At 69.9% G+C, this 16,317-nt stretch carries 20 protein-coding genes; 10 read left to right on the top strand and 10 right to left on the bottom strand.

The window, feature by feature from the left end:
- Positions 1 to 2: 2 nt before the first annotated feature.
- From acpS to AJAP_RS22360, 7 genes are read left to right on the top strand one after another with little or no spacing between them, the layout of a single operon-like run.
- Entirely contained in the window at positions 3 to 386 is a 384-nt protein-coding gene (gene acpS, locus AJAP_RS22390) for a holo-ACP synthase (protein ID WP_038514980.1), read from the top strand.
- Between the two features lie 27 nt (positions 387 to 413).
- On the top strand, positions 414 to 662 hold the full coding sequence (locus AJAP_RS22385; RefSeq protein WP_038514979.1) for a hypothetical protein: 249 nt from the start codon (positions 414 to 416) through the stop codon (positions 660 to 662).
- Positions 662 to 1,486: an SAM-dependent methyltransferase gene (locus AJAP_RS22380; protein WP_038514977.1), complete on the top strand. Its 825-nt coding sequence runs from the start codon at positions 662 to 664 to the stop codon at positions 1,484 to 1,486. The genes AJAP_RS22385 and AJAP_RS22380 overlap by 1 nt, the downstream gene beginning before the upstream one ends.
- The gene (locus tag AJAP_RS22375) at positions 1,486 to 2,445 is read left to right on the top strand and encodes a ketoacyl-ACP synthase III family protein (RefSeq protein ID WP_174492037.1); all 960 of its coding nucleotides are present in this window, start codon (positions 1,486 to 1,488) and stop codon (positions 2,443 to 2,445) included. Before AJAP_RS22380 ends, AJAP_RS22375 begins: the two co-directional genes overlap by 1 nt.
- Complete coding sequence (locus AJAP_RS22370; protein ID WP_038514973.1) at positions 2,442 to 2,711, top strand: acyl carrier protein; 270 nt, start codon at positions 2,442 to 2,444, stop codon at positions 2,709 to 2,711. The genes AJAP_RS22375 and AJAP_RS22370 overlap by 4 nt, the downstream gene beginning before the upstream one ends.
- Positions 2,708 to 3,499 carry a hypothetical protein gene (locus AJAP_RS22365; RefSeq protein WP_038514971.1) on the top strand — a complete coding sequence of 264 codons (792 nt, stop codon included), beginning with the start codon at positions 2,708 to 2,710 and terminating at the stop codon, positions 3,497 to 3,499. Before AJAP_RS22370 ends, AJAP_RS22365 begins: the two co-directional genes overlap by 4 nt.
- A 4-nt stretch (positions 3,500 to 3,503) precedes the next feature.
- Entirely contained in the window at positions 3,504 to 3,872 is a 369-nt protein-coding gene (locus AJAP_RS22360) for a holo-ACP synthase (protein WP_038514970.1), read from the top strand.
- Positions 3,873 to 3,878: 6 nt separating this feature from the next.
- Here the strand turns inward: AJAP_RS22360 and AJAP_RS22355 are convergent, their stop codons facing one another.
- Positions 3,879 to 4,313 carry a DUF6326 family protein gene (locus tag AJAP_RS22355; RefSeq protein WP_038514968.1) on the bottom strand — a complete coding sequence of 145 codons (435 nt, stop codon included), beginning with the start codon at positions 4,311 to 4,313 and terminating at the stop codon, positions 3,879 to 3,881.
- Between the two features lie 162 nt (positions 4,314 to 4,475).
- Between AJAP_RS22355 and AJAP_RS22350 the strand changes: the two genes are divergently transcribed.
- Together AJAP_RS22350 and AJAP_RS22345 are read left to right on the top strand one after the other, a co-directional pair.
- Complete coding sequence (locus tag AJAP_RS22350; RefSeq protein ID WP_038514966.1) at positions 4,476 to 5,618, top strand: sensor histidine kinase; 1,143 nt, start codon at positions 4,476 to 4,478, stop codon at positions 5,616 to 5,618.
- Entirely contained in the window at positions 5,615 to 6,271 is a 657-nt protein-coding gene (locus AJAP_RS22345; RefSeq protein WP_038514964.1) for a response regulator, read from the top strand. Before AJAP_RS22350 ends, AJAP_RS22345 begins: the two co-directional genes overlap by 4 nt.
- A gap of 21 nt (positions 6,272 to 6,292) precedes the next feature.
- On the opposite strand, the gene AJAP_RS22340 is transcribed toward AJAP_RS22345, so the two are convergent.
- Genes AJAP_RS22340 through AJAP_RS22325 form a run of 4 tightly spaced genes read right to left on the bottom strand, consistent with a single transcriptional unit; the run spans position 6,293 to position 11,095 of the window.
- Positions 6,293 to 7,297, bottom strand: a complete 1,005-nt coding sequence (locus AJAP_RS22340) for an aldo/keto reductase (RefSeq protein WP_084098289.1) — start codon at positions 7,295 to 7,297, stop codon at positions 6,293 to 6,295.
- The gene (cmdF, locus tag AJAP_RS22335) at positions 7,294 to 8,892 is read right to left on the bottom strand and encodes a tyrosine 2,3-aminomutase (protein ID WP_038514962.1); all 1,599 of its coding nucleotides are present in this window, start codon (positions 8,890 to 8,892) and stop codon (positions 7,294 to 7,296) included. Before cmdF ends, AJAP_RS22340 begins: the two co-directional genes overlap by 4 nt.
- The gene (locus tag AJAP_RS22330; RefSeq protein ID WP_228694554.1) at positions 8,889 to 10,361 is read right to left on the bottom strand and encodes an MFS transporter; all 1,473 of its coding nucleotides are present in this window, start codon (positions 10,359 to 10,361) and stop codon (positions 8,889 to 8,891) included. The genes cmdF and AJAP_RS22330 overlap by 4 nt, the downstream gene beginning before the upstream one ends.
- A gap of 8 nt (positions 10,362 to 10,369) precedes the next feature.
- Complete coding sequence (locus tag AJAP_RS22325; RefSeq protein ID WP_038514958.1) at positions 10,370 to 11,095, bottom strand: SDR family NAD(P)-dependent oxidoreductase; 726 nt, start codon at positions 11,093 to 11,095, stop codon at positions 10,370 to 10,372.
- Between the two features lie 94 nt (positions 11,096 to 11,189).
- On the opposite strand from AJAP_RS22325, the gene AJAP_RS22320 reads away from it, so the two are divergent.
- Positions 11,190 to 11,753 (top strand): MarR family winged helix-turn-helix transcriptional regulator, encoded by a 564-nt coding sequence (locus tag AJAP_RS22320; RefSeq protein ID WP_038514956.1) that lies wholly within the window; start codon positions 11,190 to 11,192, stop codon positions 11,751 to 11,753.
- 184 nt (positions 11,754 to 11,937) lie between these two features.
- On the opposite strand, the gene AJAP_RS22315 is transcribed toward AJAP_RS22320, so the two are convergent.
- The 5 genes from AJAP_RS22315 to AJAP_RS22295 are packed head-to-tail and all read right to left on the bottom strand — an operon-like array spanning position 11,938 to position 16,290.
- The gene (locus AJAP_RS22315; RefSeq protein WP_038514954.1) at positions 11,938 to 13,137 is read right to left on the bottom strand and encodes a 3-deoxy-7-phosphoheptulonate synthase; all 1,200 of its coding nucleotides are present in this window, start codon (positions 13,135 to 13,137) and stop codon (positions 11,938 to 11,940) included.
- A 27-nt stretch (positions 13,138 to 13,164) separates the two neighbouring features.
- On the bottom strand, positions 13,165 to 14,574 hold the full coding sequence (locus tag AJAP_RS22310) for an amidase family protein (protein ID WP_038514951.1): 1,410 nt from the start codon (positions 14,572 to 14,574) through the stop codon (positions 13,165 to 13,167).
- Positions 14,574 to 15,587: a class I adenylate-forming enzyme family protein gene (locus AJAP_RS22305; protein ID WP_051972556.1), complete on the bottom strand. Its 1,014-nt coding sequence runs from the start codon at positions 15,585 to 15,587 to the stop codon at positions 14,574 to 14,576. The genes AJAP_RS22310 and AJAP_RS22305 overlap by 1 nt, the downstream gene beginning before the upstream one ends.
- On the bottom strand, positions 15,584 to 15,886 hold the full coding sequence (locus tag AJAP_RS22300; protein WP_038514950.1) for an acyl carrier protein: 303 nt from the start codon (positions 15,884 to 15,886) through the stop codon (positions 15,584 to 15,586). Before AJAP_RS22300 ends, AJAP_RS22305 begins: the two co-directional genes overlap by 4 nt.
- Entirely contained in the window at positions 15,883 to 16,290 is a 408-nt protein-coding gene (locus AJAP_RS22295) for a hypothetical protein (protein ID WP_038514948.1), read from the bottom strand. The genes AJAP_RS22300 and AJAP_RS22295 overlap by 4 nt, the downstream gene beginning before the upstream one ends.
- Between the last annotated feature and the right edge of the window lie 27 nt (positions 16,291 to 16,317).

Raw genomic sequence — 16,317 nt, 5'->3', positions numbered from 1 at the left:
CCATGCCCGCGAGACGGATCGGCATCGACGTCGTCCCGCTCAGCCGGGTGCGCGAGCTCGTCGCCCAGGACGCGGAACCCGCGCTGCGGCGCATGCTCTCTTCCGCCGAACTGCTGAGTTCGTCCACTCAGGACGGTCCGGATCTGGCCGGTATCGCGGGACGCCTGGCCGCCAAGGAAGCGGTGTTCAAACTCTTCCACGTCGGTGGGCAGCCCGTGCCCTGGCTCTCGACCGAAGTACTCAAGAGCGACGGCGGCTGGCCGGTGGTCCGGCTCACCGGACGCGCCGCGCGGCTGGCCCGGGAAGCCGGGCTCGGCGAGATCGAAATCAGCATCACCCACGACGACGCGTACGCCATCGCGGTCGCGGTGTCCGCCGCGGACTGAGAAGGAAACAACCTCGAAGGAGAAGACATGCCCGCCCCTGGTATCGAAAAGGTCAGTGACTGGATTCTCGGCAGGCACCCGGAACGCACCCATCTGGCGTTCGAAGAGGACCTGATCGAAAGCCGCTTGGTCGACTCGCTGTCGTTCGTCGAGCTGGTCTACGTGATCGAGGACGCGAGCGGCGTCGAGGTCGACTTCGACAACATCGACATCGCGGACTTCAAGACCCTGTCGGCCATCGAGAAGGCGTTCTTCGCCGGAGCGGGAGTCAGCTGATGCACGCCGTTTCCTATACCGCGCAGTGGATGGCGGCGGCTCGCTCGCTCGAATCCGAACGCGAGGACGCGCTGTTCGCCGACCCGCTGGCAAGCGCCCTCGCCGCGCCGGACGGGTTCCGGCTGATCGAGCGCTACGCCGGTGGCGGGCTGCTGCCGTTCATCAGCATCCGGACCAGGTTCCTCGACGACGCGATCGGTGAGCTGCGGTCGGATCCCTCCATCCGCCAGGTCGTGCTGATCGCCGCGGGGATGGACACCAGGGCGTTCCGGCTGGACTGGCCCGAGGACACCGTCGTCTTCGAGGTCGACCACGAGCCGCTGCTGGTGGAGAAGCAGCGGCGGCTGACCGAACTGGGCGCCGAGCCGCGTGTCGATCGCCGGGTCGTTCCCGCCGACCTGACCCGCGAATGGCTGCCGGACCTGGAGAAGGCGGGCTTCGACCCGGCCCGCCCGACGTTGTGGGTGGCTGAGGCGCTGACCTTCTTCCTGACCGAGGAGCAGGCCGGCGGTCTGCTGAATACGCTGGGTTCGGTGTCGGCGCCGGGGAGCAGGTTGGCGCTGGACATCCTCGGCCGTGCCCTGCTGCGCAGCCCGTTCTCGAAGCCGTTCCTCGACCGGCTGGCCGACGACGGGACACCGTGGATCTTCGGTACCGACGAGCCGGAGGAGTTCCTGCTGGCCCACGGCTGGAAGGTCGACGCCATCAAGGAACCCGGTCAGCCCGGCGCGGGTGAGGGCCGCTGGCCGTACGAGGTACAGCCGCCGGAACGCCGCGGCGCCAACCGGCTCTGGCTGTTGCAGGCCGAATACCTGGAGGGCTGATGGGCGCGACCACACTGGAACGCGTCGAATCGTTCGTACCCGACCGCAGCGTCCGCATCGAGGAGCTCGGCGAGCACCTCGGGCTGCGCCGGGCCGAACTCGGCGTGTTCCGGAAGTTCTACGGCCTCGACACGCTCCGGTTCGATCCCGGGATGGACCTGTTCGACCTCCTGTTGCCCGCCGCGAAGCGGGCGCTGGCGGCGCTGCCCGCAGGCCGGAGGATCGACAGGCTGGTGTTCGCGCATACGACCCAGGCACTCGCGCCGGCCGACGTCGACATCGCCCAGGAGCTCGTGCGGCGGCTGGGGCTGGTGGACGTCGAGGCATTCGCGTTGTCCCACCAGGCTTGTGTGAGCAGTCTGGGTGCCATCGACGTCGCGGCCGAGCTGCTGCGGGCCGAGGGCGAGACCGGCGGTTACGCGCTGATGGTGACCGGCGAGCGGGCGTTTTCGCCGATCGTGCAGCTGATCCCCAACACCGCGATCATGGCGGACGCGGCGTCGGCGTGCCTGCTGACGGTGGACGGCGACGGCGACGTCGTGCACTCCTTCGTCACGAAGACGTTGGGGCAGTATGCGGAATGGCTGGCGCTGACCCCGGAGCAGAACACCGAATTCGGCGAGCTCTACGGGCCGAGGCTGGCCGAGGTGATCCTTGAGGCGGTGGCCGAGGCGGGATGCGGGTTCGACGACATCGATCTGGTGATCCCGCACAACGTCAACGCCCTCGCCTGGCGGCAGACGGTGAAGGCGCTGGAGGCGCCGTCGGAGAAGTTCTTCCTGGAGAACATCCCCAAGCTCAGCCATTGCTTCTCGTCGGACGTGTTCCTGAACTACACGACCTTGCGGGAGAACGGCAGGCTCGTCGACGGTGCCCGCTACGTGCTCGTGACGGTCGGTCTCGGTGCGACGTTCGGCGCCATGGTGATCACCCATCGGACGCGGGGGAGCGGGACGTGACGGCCCGCGACGAGGTGGTGTCGGCGATCGGGGACGCGCTCGGGGACGTCCTGGAACGGGAGATCACCGGGCTGACCGAGGACACGCGGCTGTTCGACGACCTGCGGCTGGACTCGTCGAAGGTCTTGGAACTGCTGATGCTGGTGGAGATGGCCGTCGACATCACGGTGGATCCGGACGACCTCGACATCGATCGCCTCCGCACCGTCCGTTCGTTCGCCGACTACGTCGAATCCAGGCAGGCCATCGGGGAAGGAGTGTCATGAGCGGTGAACCGACCCTGCGCGGCACGAGCGCGGTGATCTCACCGCCGGGGCCCGGCTACCGGGAGGACGCGGCGGTCTCGAGGTTCCTCGCGGATCTCGTCGAACCGTTCGGGTCCAAAGTGGACGAAGAACGCTGGCAGCGCGGCGCGCACGTCTCGCACAAGGCGCTGACCGACCGGTTACTGGAAGCCGAGGGCGTGCGCACGAGCCGCCCGCAGCTGGTCATCGTGACCCACGCCCTGCCCGACGTCCTGCCGTTCACCGCCGTGGCGCCGTATCTCGCCGACCGGCTCGACGTCACGGCGACCACGTTCTCCGTGGCACAGCAGGGTTTGGCCGCGCCTTTCACGGCCTTGCGCGTCGTGGCGGCGTATCAGCGGTCGGGCCGGTGCGACGAGGCGGTCGTCGCGATACTGGAGCAGACGACGCTCCCGACCCCGCATCCGCTCGTCGACGACGGCGGGCTGGTCGACTCGGGTGCCGCGCTGGTCCTCGGCACCGGACCGGGGCCACGGCTGGCGTCGGTGTCGTCCGGCGGGACGGTGGGGGAGCTGCTCGAACCACATCGGGAGCCTGGCACGCTCGTGGTCCTCGGTCCGTGGGTGACGGAAACCGTCGAGGCGGACGTCCACCGGGTCGCGCCGGGCTCGTACTGCACCAGTGTGTGGCTCGCCCTGGCGGGAAACTGGCCGGCGTGGCAGGAGACGTACCGGAAGGTCGTGCTCTGCGACACCGACCCGGTGAGCGGTCGCAGTCACGCCGCGGTCTTCTCCTTCCCGGCGGGGTAGCAAGATGCGGATCGGGGCCGACCTGCTGTACGTCGGCGAACTGGACCGGCTGCTGGCACGGCCGTGGTTCCGTGCCTACGTCTACGCCGAGTCCGAACTCGCCACCGCGGCCGGTTTCGGCCCCGATCGATGCCGGGAGTTCCTGGCGGGCCGGTTCGCGGCGAAGGAAGCCGTCGCGAAGGCGATCGGCACCGGTTTCGCCGACGGCGTCGCGCCGCGCCAGATCGCCGTCGAACGAGCCGATTCCGGCGAGGCCCTGGTGGTGCTCACCGGCGCGGCGGCCGCGGGAGCCGCCGCGCTCGGGGTGGTGGACGTCCAGGTCTCGATCACGCACAAGGCGGACCTGGTCCTGGCGGTCGCGCTCGCGGTGTAGAAGAGATCACCGCGCGGTGCGGGGCCAGGTCCAGGCGTACCGCAGGATGAGGGCGAGGACGATCAATTCCAGTGCGACGCCGAGGCCGTAGAAGTACCGCCAGGACTCGCCGACCGCGTTGAACGCCGCGAAGGGGACCTGAATCGAGGCCACGATGAGGTTCGTGGTGCGGTTCGCCCGGGCGGGCAGGGTCATCGACAGCACGACCATGAGGGTCGGGATCGCCATGAGCGTGAGGAAGACGGCGAACAACGTCTGGCTGATGTCGAACTCGAAGACGACGCCGGCCTCGATGTCTTTGACGACACCGGGTTTGAAGAAGGCGAGAATGTCCACATAGGCGTACAGGAGCACGAGGCTCGTCCACGCCGCGGCGAGCTTGGCTCTCACCGGGATCCGCTGCTCGTCCAGGGCGGTCGTGGCGGGTTGAGGTGTTCTCATCGTGGGCTCCGTTGTCGTCGTGAGGACCGGTGGGCCAACGATCGCCGAGCCGGGCGGCGGGCACATCGTCGTCGAAGCCGGACCCGTCCCGGCCGTGGGGAGGAGCGGCGTCTCGTTCTTTCGGTCGGTCCCTGACGCCTCGGCGGTCCCTAGGCTGAGCGCGTGACCACCAACGCCCTGCGCTCGCTGTGGGCCGAGCCGCGCGCCACCGACGCTCCCGAACGGGTTTCGCGCGACTGGGTGCTGGTCGCGGCGCTGATGGTGACGGCGCTGCTCGAAGGAGTCCTCCGGGACGACGTCGCCTGGCGGCCGTTCGTGACGATCGTGGCGGTCGGACTCGCGCCGGTGCTGCTGTGGCGGCGTAGCCACCCGTTGATCTGTGTCGTGGTGGCCTTCGGCGCCGCGATGGCGTTGGGATTGGCGAGCCTGCTGAGCGGGGCCCCGAGCCTGGGTCTCGACACGATGATCTACGTCCTGGTGTTCGTCTACGCGCTGGTCCGCTGGGGCTCCGGGCGCGAGATCGTGATCGGGCTGGCGGTGGTGGCGGGCGCCGCGGGAATCGGCATGGTCCCCGACCACGTCGGGCCGACCGAGATCTTCGGCGGGTTCGCCATCCTCGCGGCGGCTGCGGCGGGTGGAGCGGCGTTCCGCTACCGCGCCGAGAGCCGGCGCCGGGAGCGGGACCAGATCCGCGGCCAGGAGCGGGTCGGTCTCGCGCGCGAGTTGCACGACATCGTCGCCCACCACGTCTCGGCGATCGCCGTGCAGGCGCAGGCGGGCCGGGCGATGGCAGTCCGGCGACCTGAGGCGGCACTCGAGGTGCTGGCGGCGATCGAAGGGGAAGCGTCGCGGACGCTCACGGAGATGCGGGCGATGGTCCGCGTGCTGCGCGACGGAGCGCCGGCGGGGTACTCCCCTCAGCCCGGCGTTGCCGACCTACTCTCCCTCGCCAGAAGCGCTCCGGCCCCGGTGGTCGACGTGGAGTTGCCGGAGGACCTGGGTGAACTTCCGCCCCAGATCGACGCGGCGGTCTACCGGCTGGCGCAGGAGGCGCTGACCAACGCCCTGCGGCACGCCCGCGACGCCTCGCGGGTGGAGATCCGGGTCGTGGACGGCGCGGGAACGTTGCGGCTACGCGTGAAAGACGACGGACGGATCGATCCGGCACGGCCGGTGAACCACGGCTTCGGGCTCCTGGGGATGACCGAGCGTGTGCAGCTGCTCGGCGGCACGCTGCGTGCCGGGCCGGCGCCCGAGGGCGGGTGGACGGTCGACGCCGAACTGCCGACTAAGGTACGCCGATGACGGTGCGCGTGCTGGTGGCCGACGACCAGGATCTGGTGCGCACCGGCCTGTCGATGATCCTTGAAGCACAGCCAGGCATCGAGGTCGTCGGCCAGGCCGCCGACGGCCACGCCACCGTCGAGCTGGCGCGTCGGCTCCGCCCCGACGTGTGCCTGGTCGACATCCAGATGCCCGGCCTCGACGGCATCGAGGTGACCAAGCTCCTCGCCGGGCGGGGCGTCCCGGACCCGATCGCGGTGGTCGTGATCACGACGTTCGACCTCGACGAGTACGTCCACGGCGCGCTCCGGGCCGGCGCCCGGGGCTTTCTGCTCAAGGACGCCGGGGCGGAGCTGCTCGTCCAGGCCGTCCATGCCGCCGCCGTCGGTGATGCCCTGATCGCGCCGAACATCACCCGGCGGCTGCTGGCCACGCTCGCCGGCAGGGAACCGTCGAGCCGGCGGACCCAACCGATCGAGCCGCTCACCGAACGCGAGGAGGAGGTGCTGACGTTGGTCGCCCGCGGCCGCACTAACGCCGAAATCGCCGCCGAGCTCTTCATCGGCTTGACGACCGCCAAGACCCACGTCGCCAGCCTGCTGACCAAACTCGGCGCCCGGAACAGGGTCGAGATCGCGATGTGGGCGTACGACACCGGCCGGGTGGGGGACTGAACCGAACCCGACGAGCCGGCGTCAGAGCCCGTTCATGTACATGGCGTCTTCCGGGTACCGCTGGCCTTTCGTGATGCCGGCCGGCACCGCCGCGTCGAGAAGTTCCATGTCCCCAGGAGCGAGTCGCAGAGACACGGCCCGGAGGTTCTCCTCGAGCGTCCACCGTCGCTTGGTGCCCGGTATCGGCACGACGTCGTCACCTTTGGCCAGCAGCCACGCCAGACACACCTGCGCGGGGCTCGCGCCGACCCGGGCGGCGACGGCGCCGACCTCGTCGACGGCGGCGGAGTTCGCGCGGAAGTTCTCGCCCTGGAAACGAGGATCCCGCCTGCGGTAGTCGTCGGCGGCGTACTCCTCCGCGGGTTTGGCGTTTCCGGTCAGGAAACCGCGGCCCAGCGGGGAATAGGCGACCAGGCCGATACCCAGTTCGCGCAGGAGAGGCAGGATCTCGGCCTCGATGTGGCGTTCCCACAAGGCGTATTCGGTCTGCAGGGCGGTCACCGGGGTGACCGCGTGCGCGCGGCGGATCGTGGCCGTCCCGGCTTCGGACAGGCCGAAGTACCGGACCTTGCCGGAGGCGATCAGCCCGCCGACGCCGTCGGCCACGTCCTCGATCGGGACCGTGGGGTCGACCCGGTGCTGCGACAACAGGTCGATGCGGTCGGTGCGCAGCCGGACGAGCATCGCGTCGACGGTCCGGCGGATGTGGTCGGGCCTGCTGTTCAACCTGCCACGGGTGCCGTCCGGGGCGTACTCCCAGCCGAACTTCGTGGAGATGAACGCTTCGTCGCGCCGTCCGCGCAAGGCGTCGCCGAGCAGTGCTTCGTTGTCGAAGGGGCCATAAACCTCCGCGGTGTCGAAGAAGGTACAGCCGAGGTCGAGTGCCCGGTGGACGGTGGCGATCGATTCGGCGTCGTCCGCGGCACCGTAGGCCCGGCTCATCCCGAAGCAGCCGAGGCCGAGCGCGGACACGGCGGGACCGCCGTTCCCCAGGACACGCGTGGGCAGGGCATCGTCGTATGTCACCGTAGTTTCGCTCCCTGGCCGACGACCGCGTCGAGGAAGTCGCCACGCGAGAGCGCGGCGGCGAGCGCTCCGATGTCGTCGCTCAGATACCGGTCCCGGTTCAGGGCCGGGACGGTCGCCCGTACCCGGTCGTGGGTGATCCGGCCGAGCGGACCGAGCCGCCGGTACCGGCCCGACACGTCCACGGCCTGCGCCGCGGCGAGCAGTTCCACCGCCAGGATCCAGTTGTTGTTCGCCAGTACCCGGCGGGCGTTCCTGGCCCCGATCAGGCCCATGCTGACGACGTCCTGGTTGTCGGCGTTGGCGGGCACACTCTGGGTGCTGGCTGGGCCGATCGTCCGGTTCTCGGCGACCAGCGCGCTCGCCGGGTACTGGGCACCGGCGAGCCCGCTGTGCAGGCCGGGATCGCTCGCGATGAGGAACTCGGGCAGGCCGTCGTTGAGATGCCGGTTCAGCAGCCGATGCGTCCGGCGTTCGGAGAACACGCCGAGCTGGGTGAGCGCGATGGTGCAGTAGTCCATCGCGAAGGCGATCGGCTGACCGTGGAAGTTCGCGCCGTGGAAGATCTCTTCCTCGTCGGCGTCACCGGAATCGCCGAAGAACAAGGGATTGTCGTTGGCGGAGTTGAGTTCGATCTCCAGTGTGGCTTCGGCCTGCCGGAGGGTGTCGCGCACGGCGCCGAGCACCTGCGGCACCGCACGCAGGGTGTACGCCTTCTGCAGGTAGACCTCGCCGTCACCGTCGCGGGCCTGCCGTGAAAGTTCGGCGTGACCGACGGCGAGCCCGCTGCCGTCCAGCAGCAGGCGCAGGTTCGCCGCGGTGTCGATCTGACCGCGGTGGGGCCGGGCCCGCTCGTGCCCGGCGGCGAGGAACGGGCTCGTCGAACCGCGCAGGACCTCCAGGACCAGCGCGGAGATGATCTCGGCCTGCCGCACCTGGTCCAGCGCGCGGCCGACCACCAGGGCGCCGAGCCCGGTCATCGCCGACGTGCCGTTGATCAGCGCGAGCCCTTCCTTGGCCCGGAGTTCGAGCGGAACGAGCCCGTGCCGATCGAGGACCGGTCCGGTCCGTGTCCGTTCGCCCTCTTCGAGGACGTGACCTTCGCCGATCAGGGTGACGGCGACGTGCGAGAGCGGCGCGAGGTCCCCGCTGGCGCCCAGCGACCCGATCTCCGGCACGGCCGGGGTGATGTTCAGGTTCAGGTACGCCGCCAGCCGGTCGAGGACGGCGGGGCGCACCGCCGAGTGGCCCTTGGCGAGCGCGTTGAGCCGGGCCGCGATCATCGCCCGGACCTCGTCCTCGGCGAACAGCGGGCCGACACCGGCACTGTGGCTGCGGACGAGGTTCGTCTGCAGGGCCACCTCGTCGCCGGCGCCGACCGGATGGTGCACCAGTTCGCCGTACCCGGTGGTGACGCCGTAGACGGGCACGCCGCGGCTTACCAGCTCCTCGAACGACTTCCGGTTCCTCGCGACGGCGTCCAGTGAGGACGGGGCCACCGTGCACGGCGCCCCGTCCTCGGCGATCCGCCGGACACCGGCGAGGTCCAGGCTCTCGCCGTCGAGTTCCACCGGCCGGTGTTCCCTGTCCTTCACAGCCCGGCTCCCGCCTGTGTCGCCGTTCCCGATCGGCCGAGCACCCAGCTCATTACCGCCGTCGCCACGGCGAGCGCCGCGAGCACCCCGCAGGTGACGACGAACGCGTCACCGAAGTCTCTCGCGGGGATCGACGCCGTGTCCTGCGGATTGCGCCCCAGCGCGGCGCGGTAGACCGTGCCGATCCCCGCGATCCCGACGGCCATCGCGGCCTGGGTCACGGTGTTCAGCACCCCCGAACCCGCCCCGGTCAGATCGGCGGGCACCTGTGCCATGGCGATGCCGACCAGCGGCGAGACCACCAGTCCCTGCCCGATCCCGGACAGCCCGATGGTGGCCGCGAGCGCGACGGCCTGGGTGCCGGTGCCCGCCTGCACGATGAACGGCATCGGCAGGAAGCTCGCGAACATCAGCAGCGCGCCGGTGATCAGCACCCGGGTGCCGTAGCGCTCGGCCAGCCGTCGTCCGGCCACCGAAGCCACCGCGAACCCGACGCCCAGTGGCACGAACACCACACCGGTGGCCAGCGGGTCCAGGTGCAGCGCGGACTGGAGGTAGTAGGTCAGCACCAGGAAGTAGCCCGCGTTGCCGGCGAAGAACACCGTCACCGTCGCCATGCTGGCCGGGAATCCGCGCCTGCGCAGGACCCGGGCAGGCAACAGGGGATCCCCGCCGCGTGCGGCGAGCCTGTTCTCGTACCGGAACAGGCCCGCCGTCAGCAGCGCCGCGGCGGCGAAACAGCCCCAGATCCACGGCGGCCAGCCGTGTTCCGGGCCGAGCGACAACGGGATCAGCAGGATCGGCAGCACGGACGCGGTGAGCACCGTGCCCACCATGTCCAGCGGCGCGGTGACCTCGCTCCGGCTCTCCCGGACCGTCGACGGCGCGGCCAGCAGGATGAGCAATCCGATCGGGACGTTGATCAGGAAGATCGTCCGCCATTCCAGCCCGGCGACGTCCACGTTCAGGAGCAGCCCGCCGCCGATCAGCCCGGCGACGACTCCGAGCCCGATCACCGAGCCGTACGCGCCGATCGCGCGCTGCCGGTCCCGCGGCCGGGCGAAGGTGCCCTGGATGATCGACAGCACCTGCGGCATCAGGACGGCCGCCGCGGCGCCCTGCACGACCCGCGCCACGATCAGCAGATTCGCCGTGGGGCACAGCGCGCACAGCAACGAGGCGACGGTGAACGCCGCCACCCCGTACTGGAACACCTTCTTGCGGCCGAACCGGTCGCCGAGTTTGCCGCCGGTCACCATGCCCGCCGCGTAGGCGATCACGTAGCCGTCGATGACGAACTGGATCTGGCCGAAGCTGGCGCCCAGATCCGCTTGGATCGGCGGGCTGGCCACGTTCACGATGAACATGTCGATCTGGCCCATGAACGTGGCCAGCAGCACCACCCCGATCCCCGCCCAGTCACGAGGACCGGGCACGGTCGAGGGTGATGTTTCCGCGACGGCAACCATTCTCGTCCTTACCTGGTCGGGTGGGCGCCGCCGTTGACACCGAAGGTCTGCCCGGTGATGTGCCGGGCGCCGGCGGAAGCGAGGAAGTACACCGTTTCGGCGATGTCGGCGGGAATCCCGGCGCGGCCGGTGCTGGTCGCGTCGATCAGCTGCTCGGCCCGCTCGGCGGGGAGCTTGTCCCGGAAGAACTCGGTCTCGCGGATGTAGCCCGGCGAAACCACGTTCGCGGTGATCTTGCGGGCCCCGAGCTGCTTGGCCAGGTCGACGTTCCACGACGCGAGTCCCGCCTTGGCCGCGCCGTACGATCCGGCGCCCTGGTCCGCGGCGATGGATCCGATGTGGATCACCGATCCGCCTTCGGCCAGCTTGTCCCGGGCAGCGGTGGTGGTCAGTACCGCGCTGATCAGGTTGGCGTCCAGGTTGGCCCGCCAGTGCGCGAGGACCCCGGCGAGCCCGTCCTGCTCGGGGAGGTCGAAGTCGGTGTTGCCGCCCGCGTTGTTGACCAGTACGTCGATCGGCCCGTCCAGCGAGTCCAGCGCGGCGGTCACCTGTTCGGGATCGGTGGCGTCGCAGACGAGCGGCCGGACCGACGAGCCGAGGTCGGCCGCCGCCGAGACCAGTACGTCCTTGCGGCGGCCGGTGATGTGTACGACGGCGTCGGACGCCGCGAATCTCGCCGCCACGGCCTTGCCGATGCCGGTGCCCCCGCCGGTGACCAGGATCGTCCGGGTCATCTAGCCTCCTTCGTGTTCGCCGGTCCTAACTCACGTTTAGGCCTAAATGATAGGCTGTGCGTCGTGCAGCCGACAACCGCGGTGGAGGTCTGGGATGAGTGCAACGTCCGAAAAGGACCCCACGCCGGACGCCGCGGACGAGATCGAGGCGGCATGGCAGCGCGAACGGCCCGGCACGTCGACCGAGTCCATCGGCATCGTGACCCGGGTGTGGCAGCTGGCGAAGCTGTTCGGTGAGGACCGGCGCCGCGTCCTGCTGGATTCCGACGTCGATTCGGCCACGCTGGACCTGCTCAGCATGCTCCGGCGCAGCTCACCGCCGTACTCGCTGACGACCAGGGAACTGGCGAGGCTGACCCTGGTCACCGCGGGGGCGATCTCGCAGCGAGTGGCCCGCGCGGAACGCGAGGGGCTGGTCGAGCGGCACACCGAACCGCGCGGCCGCAGCGTGTACGTGACCCTGACCCCGGCCGGGCACGCCCTGGTGGAGCAGACGGTCGATCGCGTGCTGGAGCGGGAACTCGAACTGATCTCCGGGCTGAGCGACGAGCAGCGCGCCCAGCTCTCCTCACTGCTACGGGTGCTCCTCGGCGAGGTCCAGGGCCGCTGCAACGATCACGGTGTTTCGCATGTCGGTGATGTCGGTTCGGTGCTCTGACCCTCGAACCGGTGGCGGTCGTTTCCTAGGTACATGAAGGCCCCCTTCCTGTACCTAGGCGCAAGGAAGGGGGCCTTCATGTACTCGGGAAGGTGTGAAGGTCGAGTTTCCTCGGCCCAGCCGAGGGAAGGGGTCCTTCACGGACGGTGCTCAGCCGCGAACAACCCTCCCCACCGGACGCGGATCAGAGCGACCGGGTGAAATGCCGGACGACCCGCTGCGCCTGATCCGGGTTCAGCCGGGGGTCGCAGGCCGACTCGTACCTGTCCAGGTCGAGGGCGCCGGACAGTTCCGCCACCGTGTCCACGCATTCGGTCACCGGGTCGGGGCTCACCTCGAGGTGGAGTCCGCCCGGGTGGACGCGGTGCTCCCGCAGGATCCGGCAGAACCGGGTGATCTCTGCCTGGATCTCGGTCACCACCCTGGTCTTCTGGCCCGCCGTGGTCTTCTTGGTGTTGCCGTGCATGGGATCGCACAGCCAGGTCACCTGCCCGGCGCGCGTGCCGAGCGCCGCCACCAGCGCGGGCAGCCGGTCCGCGATCTTCTCCGCGCCCATGCGGATGATGAGGCTCAGCCTGCCCCGGCGATGTCCGGTGGCCAGCCGGTCGACGATGGCGATGAGCTCTTCCGGCGTCGCGTTCGGGCCGATCTTCACGCCGACGGGATTGGTGATCCGTTCGGCGAACGCGAGATGCGCGTGGTCGAGCTGCCGGGTGCGCTCACCGATCCACACCATGTGGGCCGAAGACGCGTAGTCGCCGCCTCGGGCCGGATCCGGGCGGAGCAGCGCGTGTTCGAAGTCCAGCAGGAGGGCTTCGTGGCTGATATAGGTCGGCGCCAGCAACGAACCGATCCCGCTGCCACCCTCGAGAAGCAGCAGTTGCCGCATGAACAACGCGTCCAGGCCGCTCGCCGCGAGATCGTAGGCGGTCAGCATCCGCGCCGGGTCGGCCCGCCTGGCCGCGGCCGTGGGGGTCACGCCGTTCACCGCGTCGCCGCGGTAGACCGGGATTTCCGTGCCGTCCGGCAGGACTTCCGTCGCGCAGGAACGGGGTTTGGCGAACTGCCCGGCGAACCGGCCGATGCGGACGGTCGGGACCCCGGCGGTTTCGGCGGTTTCACAGAGATGGTGCAACTGGGAGGCCTTGGCCTGGACCCGGTGCCGCGCCGAATCGGAGAACAGTTCCGCGCAGTCGCCTGCCTGGATCACCACGGCTTCCCCGCGGGCGACGAACTCGAGTTCACCCGCCAGCGCGTAGCAGGAATGCGCATCGACGAGCGGAGGTCTGGTGCGCAAGGCGTTCCGCACGGCGGAGAGCTCCTCCGGAGCGGACCAGTCGGGTTGGTGGGCGGCGGCGATTTCCAGCATTGTCCGGGGGATCATCGCGGTCTCCAGGTGGGGTGGTGGTGATCACGCGGGGCGAAGCTCCGGCGGTTTCAGCCGGAGCTGTACCCGCCGGGCCAGGTCGATCAACCGTTCTTCACTGCCGGGCGGCCCGACGATCTGCACCCCGAGCGGCGCGCGGTTCACCCGGCTGAGCCGGGCGGGCACGGCGATGGCGGGCAGTCCGGCGAAACTGGCGATCGGGGTGTACCCGATGCGCCGGTCGTAGTCGGCTTCTCCCGGGGCCGGGATGGTGGTGGCGGCCGGGCTTCCGGTCCGCAGATCGGGCGGGGGAGAGGGATCCAGCGGCAGCAGCCAGGCGTGCATGTCGTCCCCGAAGCGGGTGGCGTTCGCCTGACGGCACGCGTGCATCGCGTCGAGGATCTCCGTGTACTCGGCGTCGGTCACCCGTGCGCCGACCTCCAGCGCCTGTTCGGTACTCCGGTGCACCGGCACGGTGATCCAGTGCCGCCACTGCCGGTGGCCGTCCCACGCCTGCCGGGCGCAGAGCTGCCAGGCGTCGCCGCGGCGTCGCCAGAGATCGTCCCCCACCCGGAGGTCGGTCAGCTCGTGGCCATCGTCGGACAGCGCGGCACTGACCAAGTCCAGCGTCTCCAGCATTTCGGGATCGCACGAGCCGTCCCGGACATCGGTGGGCACGCCGATGCGGTACCGGGCGGGCACCGGTCGCCCGGCCTGGCCGAGCAGGGCGCGCAGCCCGAGGCGCCGCCACAGGAACGCGAGGTCCTCGGCCGTGCGCGCCACCCAGCCGACCGCGTCCATCGGTGGTGACAAAGGGAAAATGCCGTGCAGCAGCCCGGGATCGTGCGTCATCCGCAAGCCGACGGTGCCGCAGTGCCCGGCGGGCCAGCGCACCGAACCGAGGACGTCCGTGCCCATCGCGAGATCGCAGAGACCCGCCGCGACGGAGACCCCCGAACCCGTACTCGAGCCGGCGGGGTCGATGTGCGGGAAGTAAGGGTTCACGCAGCCCGAGCCGACGCCGATGTTCAGCTCCGTGCTCACGACCTTGCCGATCACCTGCTCCTCGGCGCCGTCGAGCCGGGAAAGCGCCGTCGCCGACGCCACCGGATGGTGCCGGTAGTGCCGCAGGCCCAAGGAAGTCGGCAGACCGGCGACGTCGATGGTGTCCTTGACGCCGATCCGGATCAGCGGTGTACCCGATCCCGGGCCGCGCCGTGAGGTGACCGCGCGGTAGCGGGCGTCGGCCACGGAATGCCAGGTTTCGTTCTGCTCCGCCCATTTCCGGTCGTCCCACTCGCCCCGGTCGTGCAGGTCGCATCGTTCGGCGAGCGGGAGTTCGAGCAGATCGGGCAGCTCCGGGCGATCGTCCGGATAGGCGATTCCCGCGTTTTCGGCGTAGCTGCCCAGCGACGTGGCGGGATCGGACGGGCGCGGACGGGGGGCCGCGGCCATCAGCTCGCTCCTTCCAGCGCCGGCCTGGGTTCCTGCTGGGTGAGCGCGTACAGGGCGGTGACCGCGATCTTCCCGGTCGCGGTCCGGGGGATGCGCCGGACCTGGTGCACCGCTCGCGGCGGGGTGACGTCGTGCATGACCTTCCGCAACCGGGCGGAGATCTCCCGGTGGGAGAGGTCCTGATCGAAGCTGTAGAACAGTTCGTAGTGCTCGGCGCGGACGGGATCGTGCACGGGCAGGCAGGCCACGTCCAGACCGTCGGCCGAGTTCCGCAGCGCGGTCGCGAGTTCCTCGAGGTTGATGCGCTCGCCGTTCACCTTGATCAGCGCGGAAGCCCGCCCGTGGAACTCGAAGGACCGGTCGTCGCGGTGGATCACGTCGGGCAGCTGCCACGTGTCCGGCCGGGTCGCCATGTCGCTGCGGCGGGCCAGCCGCGGGCTGCGGATGTTGAGCCACTGTCCCGGACCCGCGCTCGGATCGGCGAACTCGACGTCGGGCAGGAGCCGCCACCGTCCGGTCCCGGTGCCAGGCGGTGTGATCTCCCGGTGCGCGATCCCACCGGTTTCGGTGGACCCGAACAGTTCGAACGCACGGAAACCGGTGCCGGACAACGCGGCGAGCACCTCACCGGTGGCCTGCACCGTCGGCCCGGTCCCGTGCAGGGCGACCGCCGAGGGGAGTGCCTTGAGCCTGCCGAGCAGATGACGCAGCACCAGCCAGCTCGACGGCAGGCAGACGAACAGTGTCCGTTTCTCCTCCACCTCGGGCGGCAAACCGGTGGGCGCGTGGGTGAGGTGATGCACGGGAACGCCGCGAAGCTCCGGCAGGACCTGGGCGAACAACCGGCCGAACAGGTGCTCCACCGGCGCGAAGCTGACGATCTGCTCGATCTCGCCGACGAGTTCGTCCGCGATGAGCCCGGCCTCGGCCCGGAGCTGGTCCGGGGTGCGCAGCCAAACGGCGGGTGAACCCGTGTGCCCGGACGTGCGGAACTCGATTTCCGGTGCCGTCATCGAGACCCTCCGAAAACGGCCCGGTCTTCCAGCTGGGAGTGGACGAATTCGGCGATGCGGTCCAATTGCGCGAAGGTGTAGCGCACGTCGTGCTCGACGAAGTCGACCTCGATGCCGAACTCCTTTTCCATCGCGGTCACGCATTCCATCGCGCCGAGACTGTCGTAGCGGTCGCCGAGTGTTTCCGGGAGCGGCGTGTCGGCGGGAAGGTCGTCGATCTCCGGACCGAACAAGCCGGCCAGCACGGTCCGGGTCCGGCGCTGGAGCGAGTCGAGGGTGGGGACGGAGGATAAGGTCATCGGTTTCCCCTCAGTGTGGCGTCCGCGCGACGAAGTCGTCCCTGGGCGCCGAAGTACACGGATTCCTTGGGTGTCGGCCGGAATTCCAGATAGAGGAACGGAGTCCCGGCGGTCATTCCGAGCGAGTCGGCGAGCACGGTGGCGAGTTCTTCGTAGAAGGCTTCGTCCCGTCCGACGGACACACAGCAGACGACGCTGGCGTGGTGCAACCCTTCGTCTTCGTGTGGCAGGGCTTCGACCGGGAGGCCGCCGACGAACACCGTGCCCTCCTCGGTCCGTTCGAACCGCACGACCACATGCTTGCGGTCGCTGTCGTGGTCGCCGAACCACCGGGTCAGCCGGACGGCGATGGCCCGTCGTTCGGTAGTGGACAGCGCGGTCGTGCGAATGGTGATGGTGGGCATGATTTCCCCAGGATGGAAGGGTTTTCC

The organism is Amycolatopsis japonica, from assembly GCF_000732925.1.
In the GTDB taxonomy this organism is placed as follows: Bacteria; Actinomycetota; Actinomycetes; order Mycobacteriales; family Pseudonocardiaceae; genus Amycolatopsis; species Amycolatopsis japonica.
This window is presented reverse-complemented; position numbering and strand designations above follow the sequence as displayed.

Bases quoted from the DNA above. Each gene is read 5' to 3' on its own strand.
- AJAP_RS22300 (WP_038514950.1), bottom strand. From the start codon at position 15,886: ATGACCTTATCCTCCGTCCCCACCCTCGACTCGCTCCAGCGCCGGACC.
- AJAP_RS22330 (WP_228694554.1), bottom strand. From the start codon at position 10,361: ATGGTTGCCGTCGCGGAAACATCACCCTCGACCGTGCCCGGTCCTCGT.
- AJAP_RS22305 (WP_051972556.1), bottom strand. From the start codon at position 15,587: ATGACGGCACCGGAAATCGAGTTCCGCACGTCCGGGCACACGGGTTCA.
- AJAP_RS22365 (WP_038514971.1), top strand. From the start codon at position 2,708: ATGAGCGGTGAACCGACCCTGCGCGGCACGAGCGCGGTGATCTCACCG.
- AJAP_RS22380 (WP_038514977.1), top strand. From the start codon at position 662: ATGCACGCCGTTTCCTATACCGCGCAGTGGATGGCGGCGGCTCGCTCG.
- AJAP_RS22345 (WP_038514964.1), top strand. From the start codon at position 5,615: ATGACGGTGCGCGTGCTGGTGGCCGACGACCAGGATCTGGTGCGCACC.
- AJAP_RS22355 (WP_038514968.1), bottom strand. From the start codon at position 4,313: ATGAGAACACCTCAACCCGCCACGACCGCCCTGGACGAGCAGCGGATC.
- AJAP_RS22315 (WP_038514954.1), bottom strand. From the start codon at position 13,137: ATGATCCCCCGGACAATGCTGGAAATCGCCGCCGCCCACCAACCCGAC.
- acpS (WP_038514980.1), top strand. From the start codon at position 3: ATGCCCGCGAGACGGATCGGCATCGACGTCGTCCCGCTCAGCCGGGTG.
- AJAP_RS22375 (WP_174492037.1), top strand. From the start codon at position 1,486: ATGGGCGCGACCACACTGGAACGCGTCGAATCGTTCGTACCCGACCGC.
- AJAP_RS22310 (WP_038514951.1), bottom strand. From the start codon at position 14,574: ATGGCCGCGGCCCCCCGTCCGCGCCCGTCCGATCCCGCCACGTCGCTG.
- AJAP_RS22325 (WP_038514958.1), bottom strand. From the start codon at position 11,095: ATGACCCGGACGATCCTGGTCACCGGCGGGGGCACCGGCATCGGCAAG.
- AJAP_RS22385 (WP_038514979.1), top strand. From the start codon at position 414: ATGCCCGCCCCTGGTATCGAAAAGGTCAGTGACTGGATTCTCGGCAGG.
- AJAP_RS22320 (WP_038514956.1), top strand. From the start codon at position 11,190: ATGAGTGCAACGTCCGAAAAGGACCCCACGCCGGACGCCGCGGACGAG.
- AJAP_RS22295 (WP_038514948.1), bottom strand. From the start codon at position 16,290: ATGCCCACCATCACCATTCGCACGACCGCGCTGTCCACTACCGAACGA.
- AJAP_RS22360 (WP_038514970.1), top strand. From the start codon at position 3,504: ATGCGGATCGGGGCCGACCTGCTGTACGTCGGCGAACTGGACCGGCTG.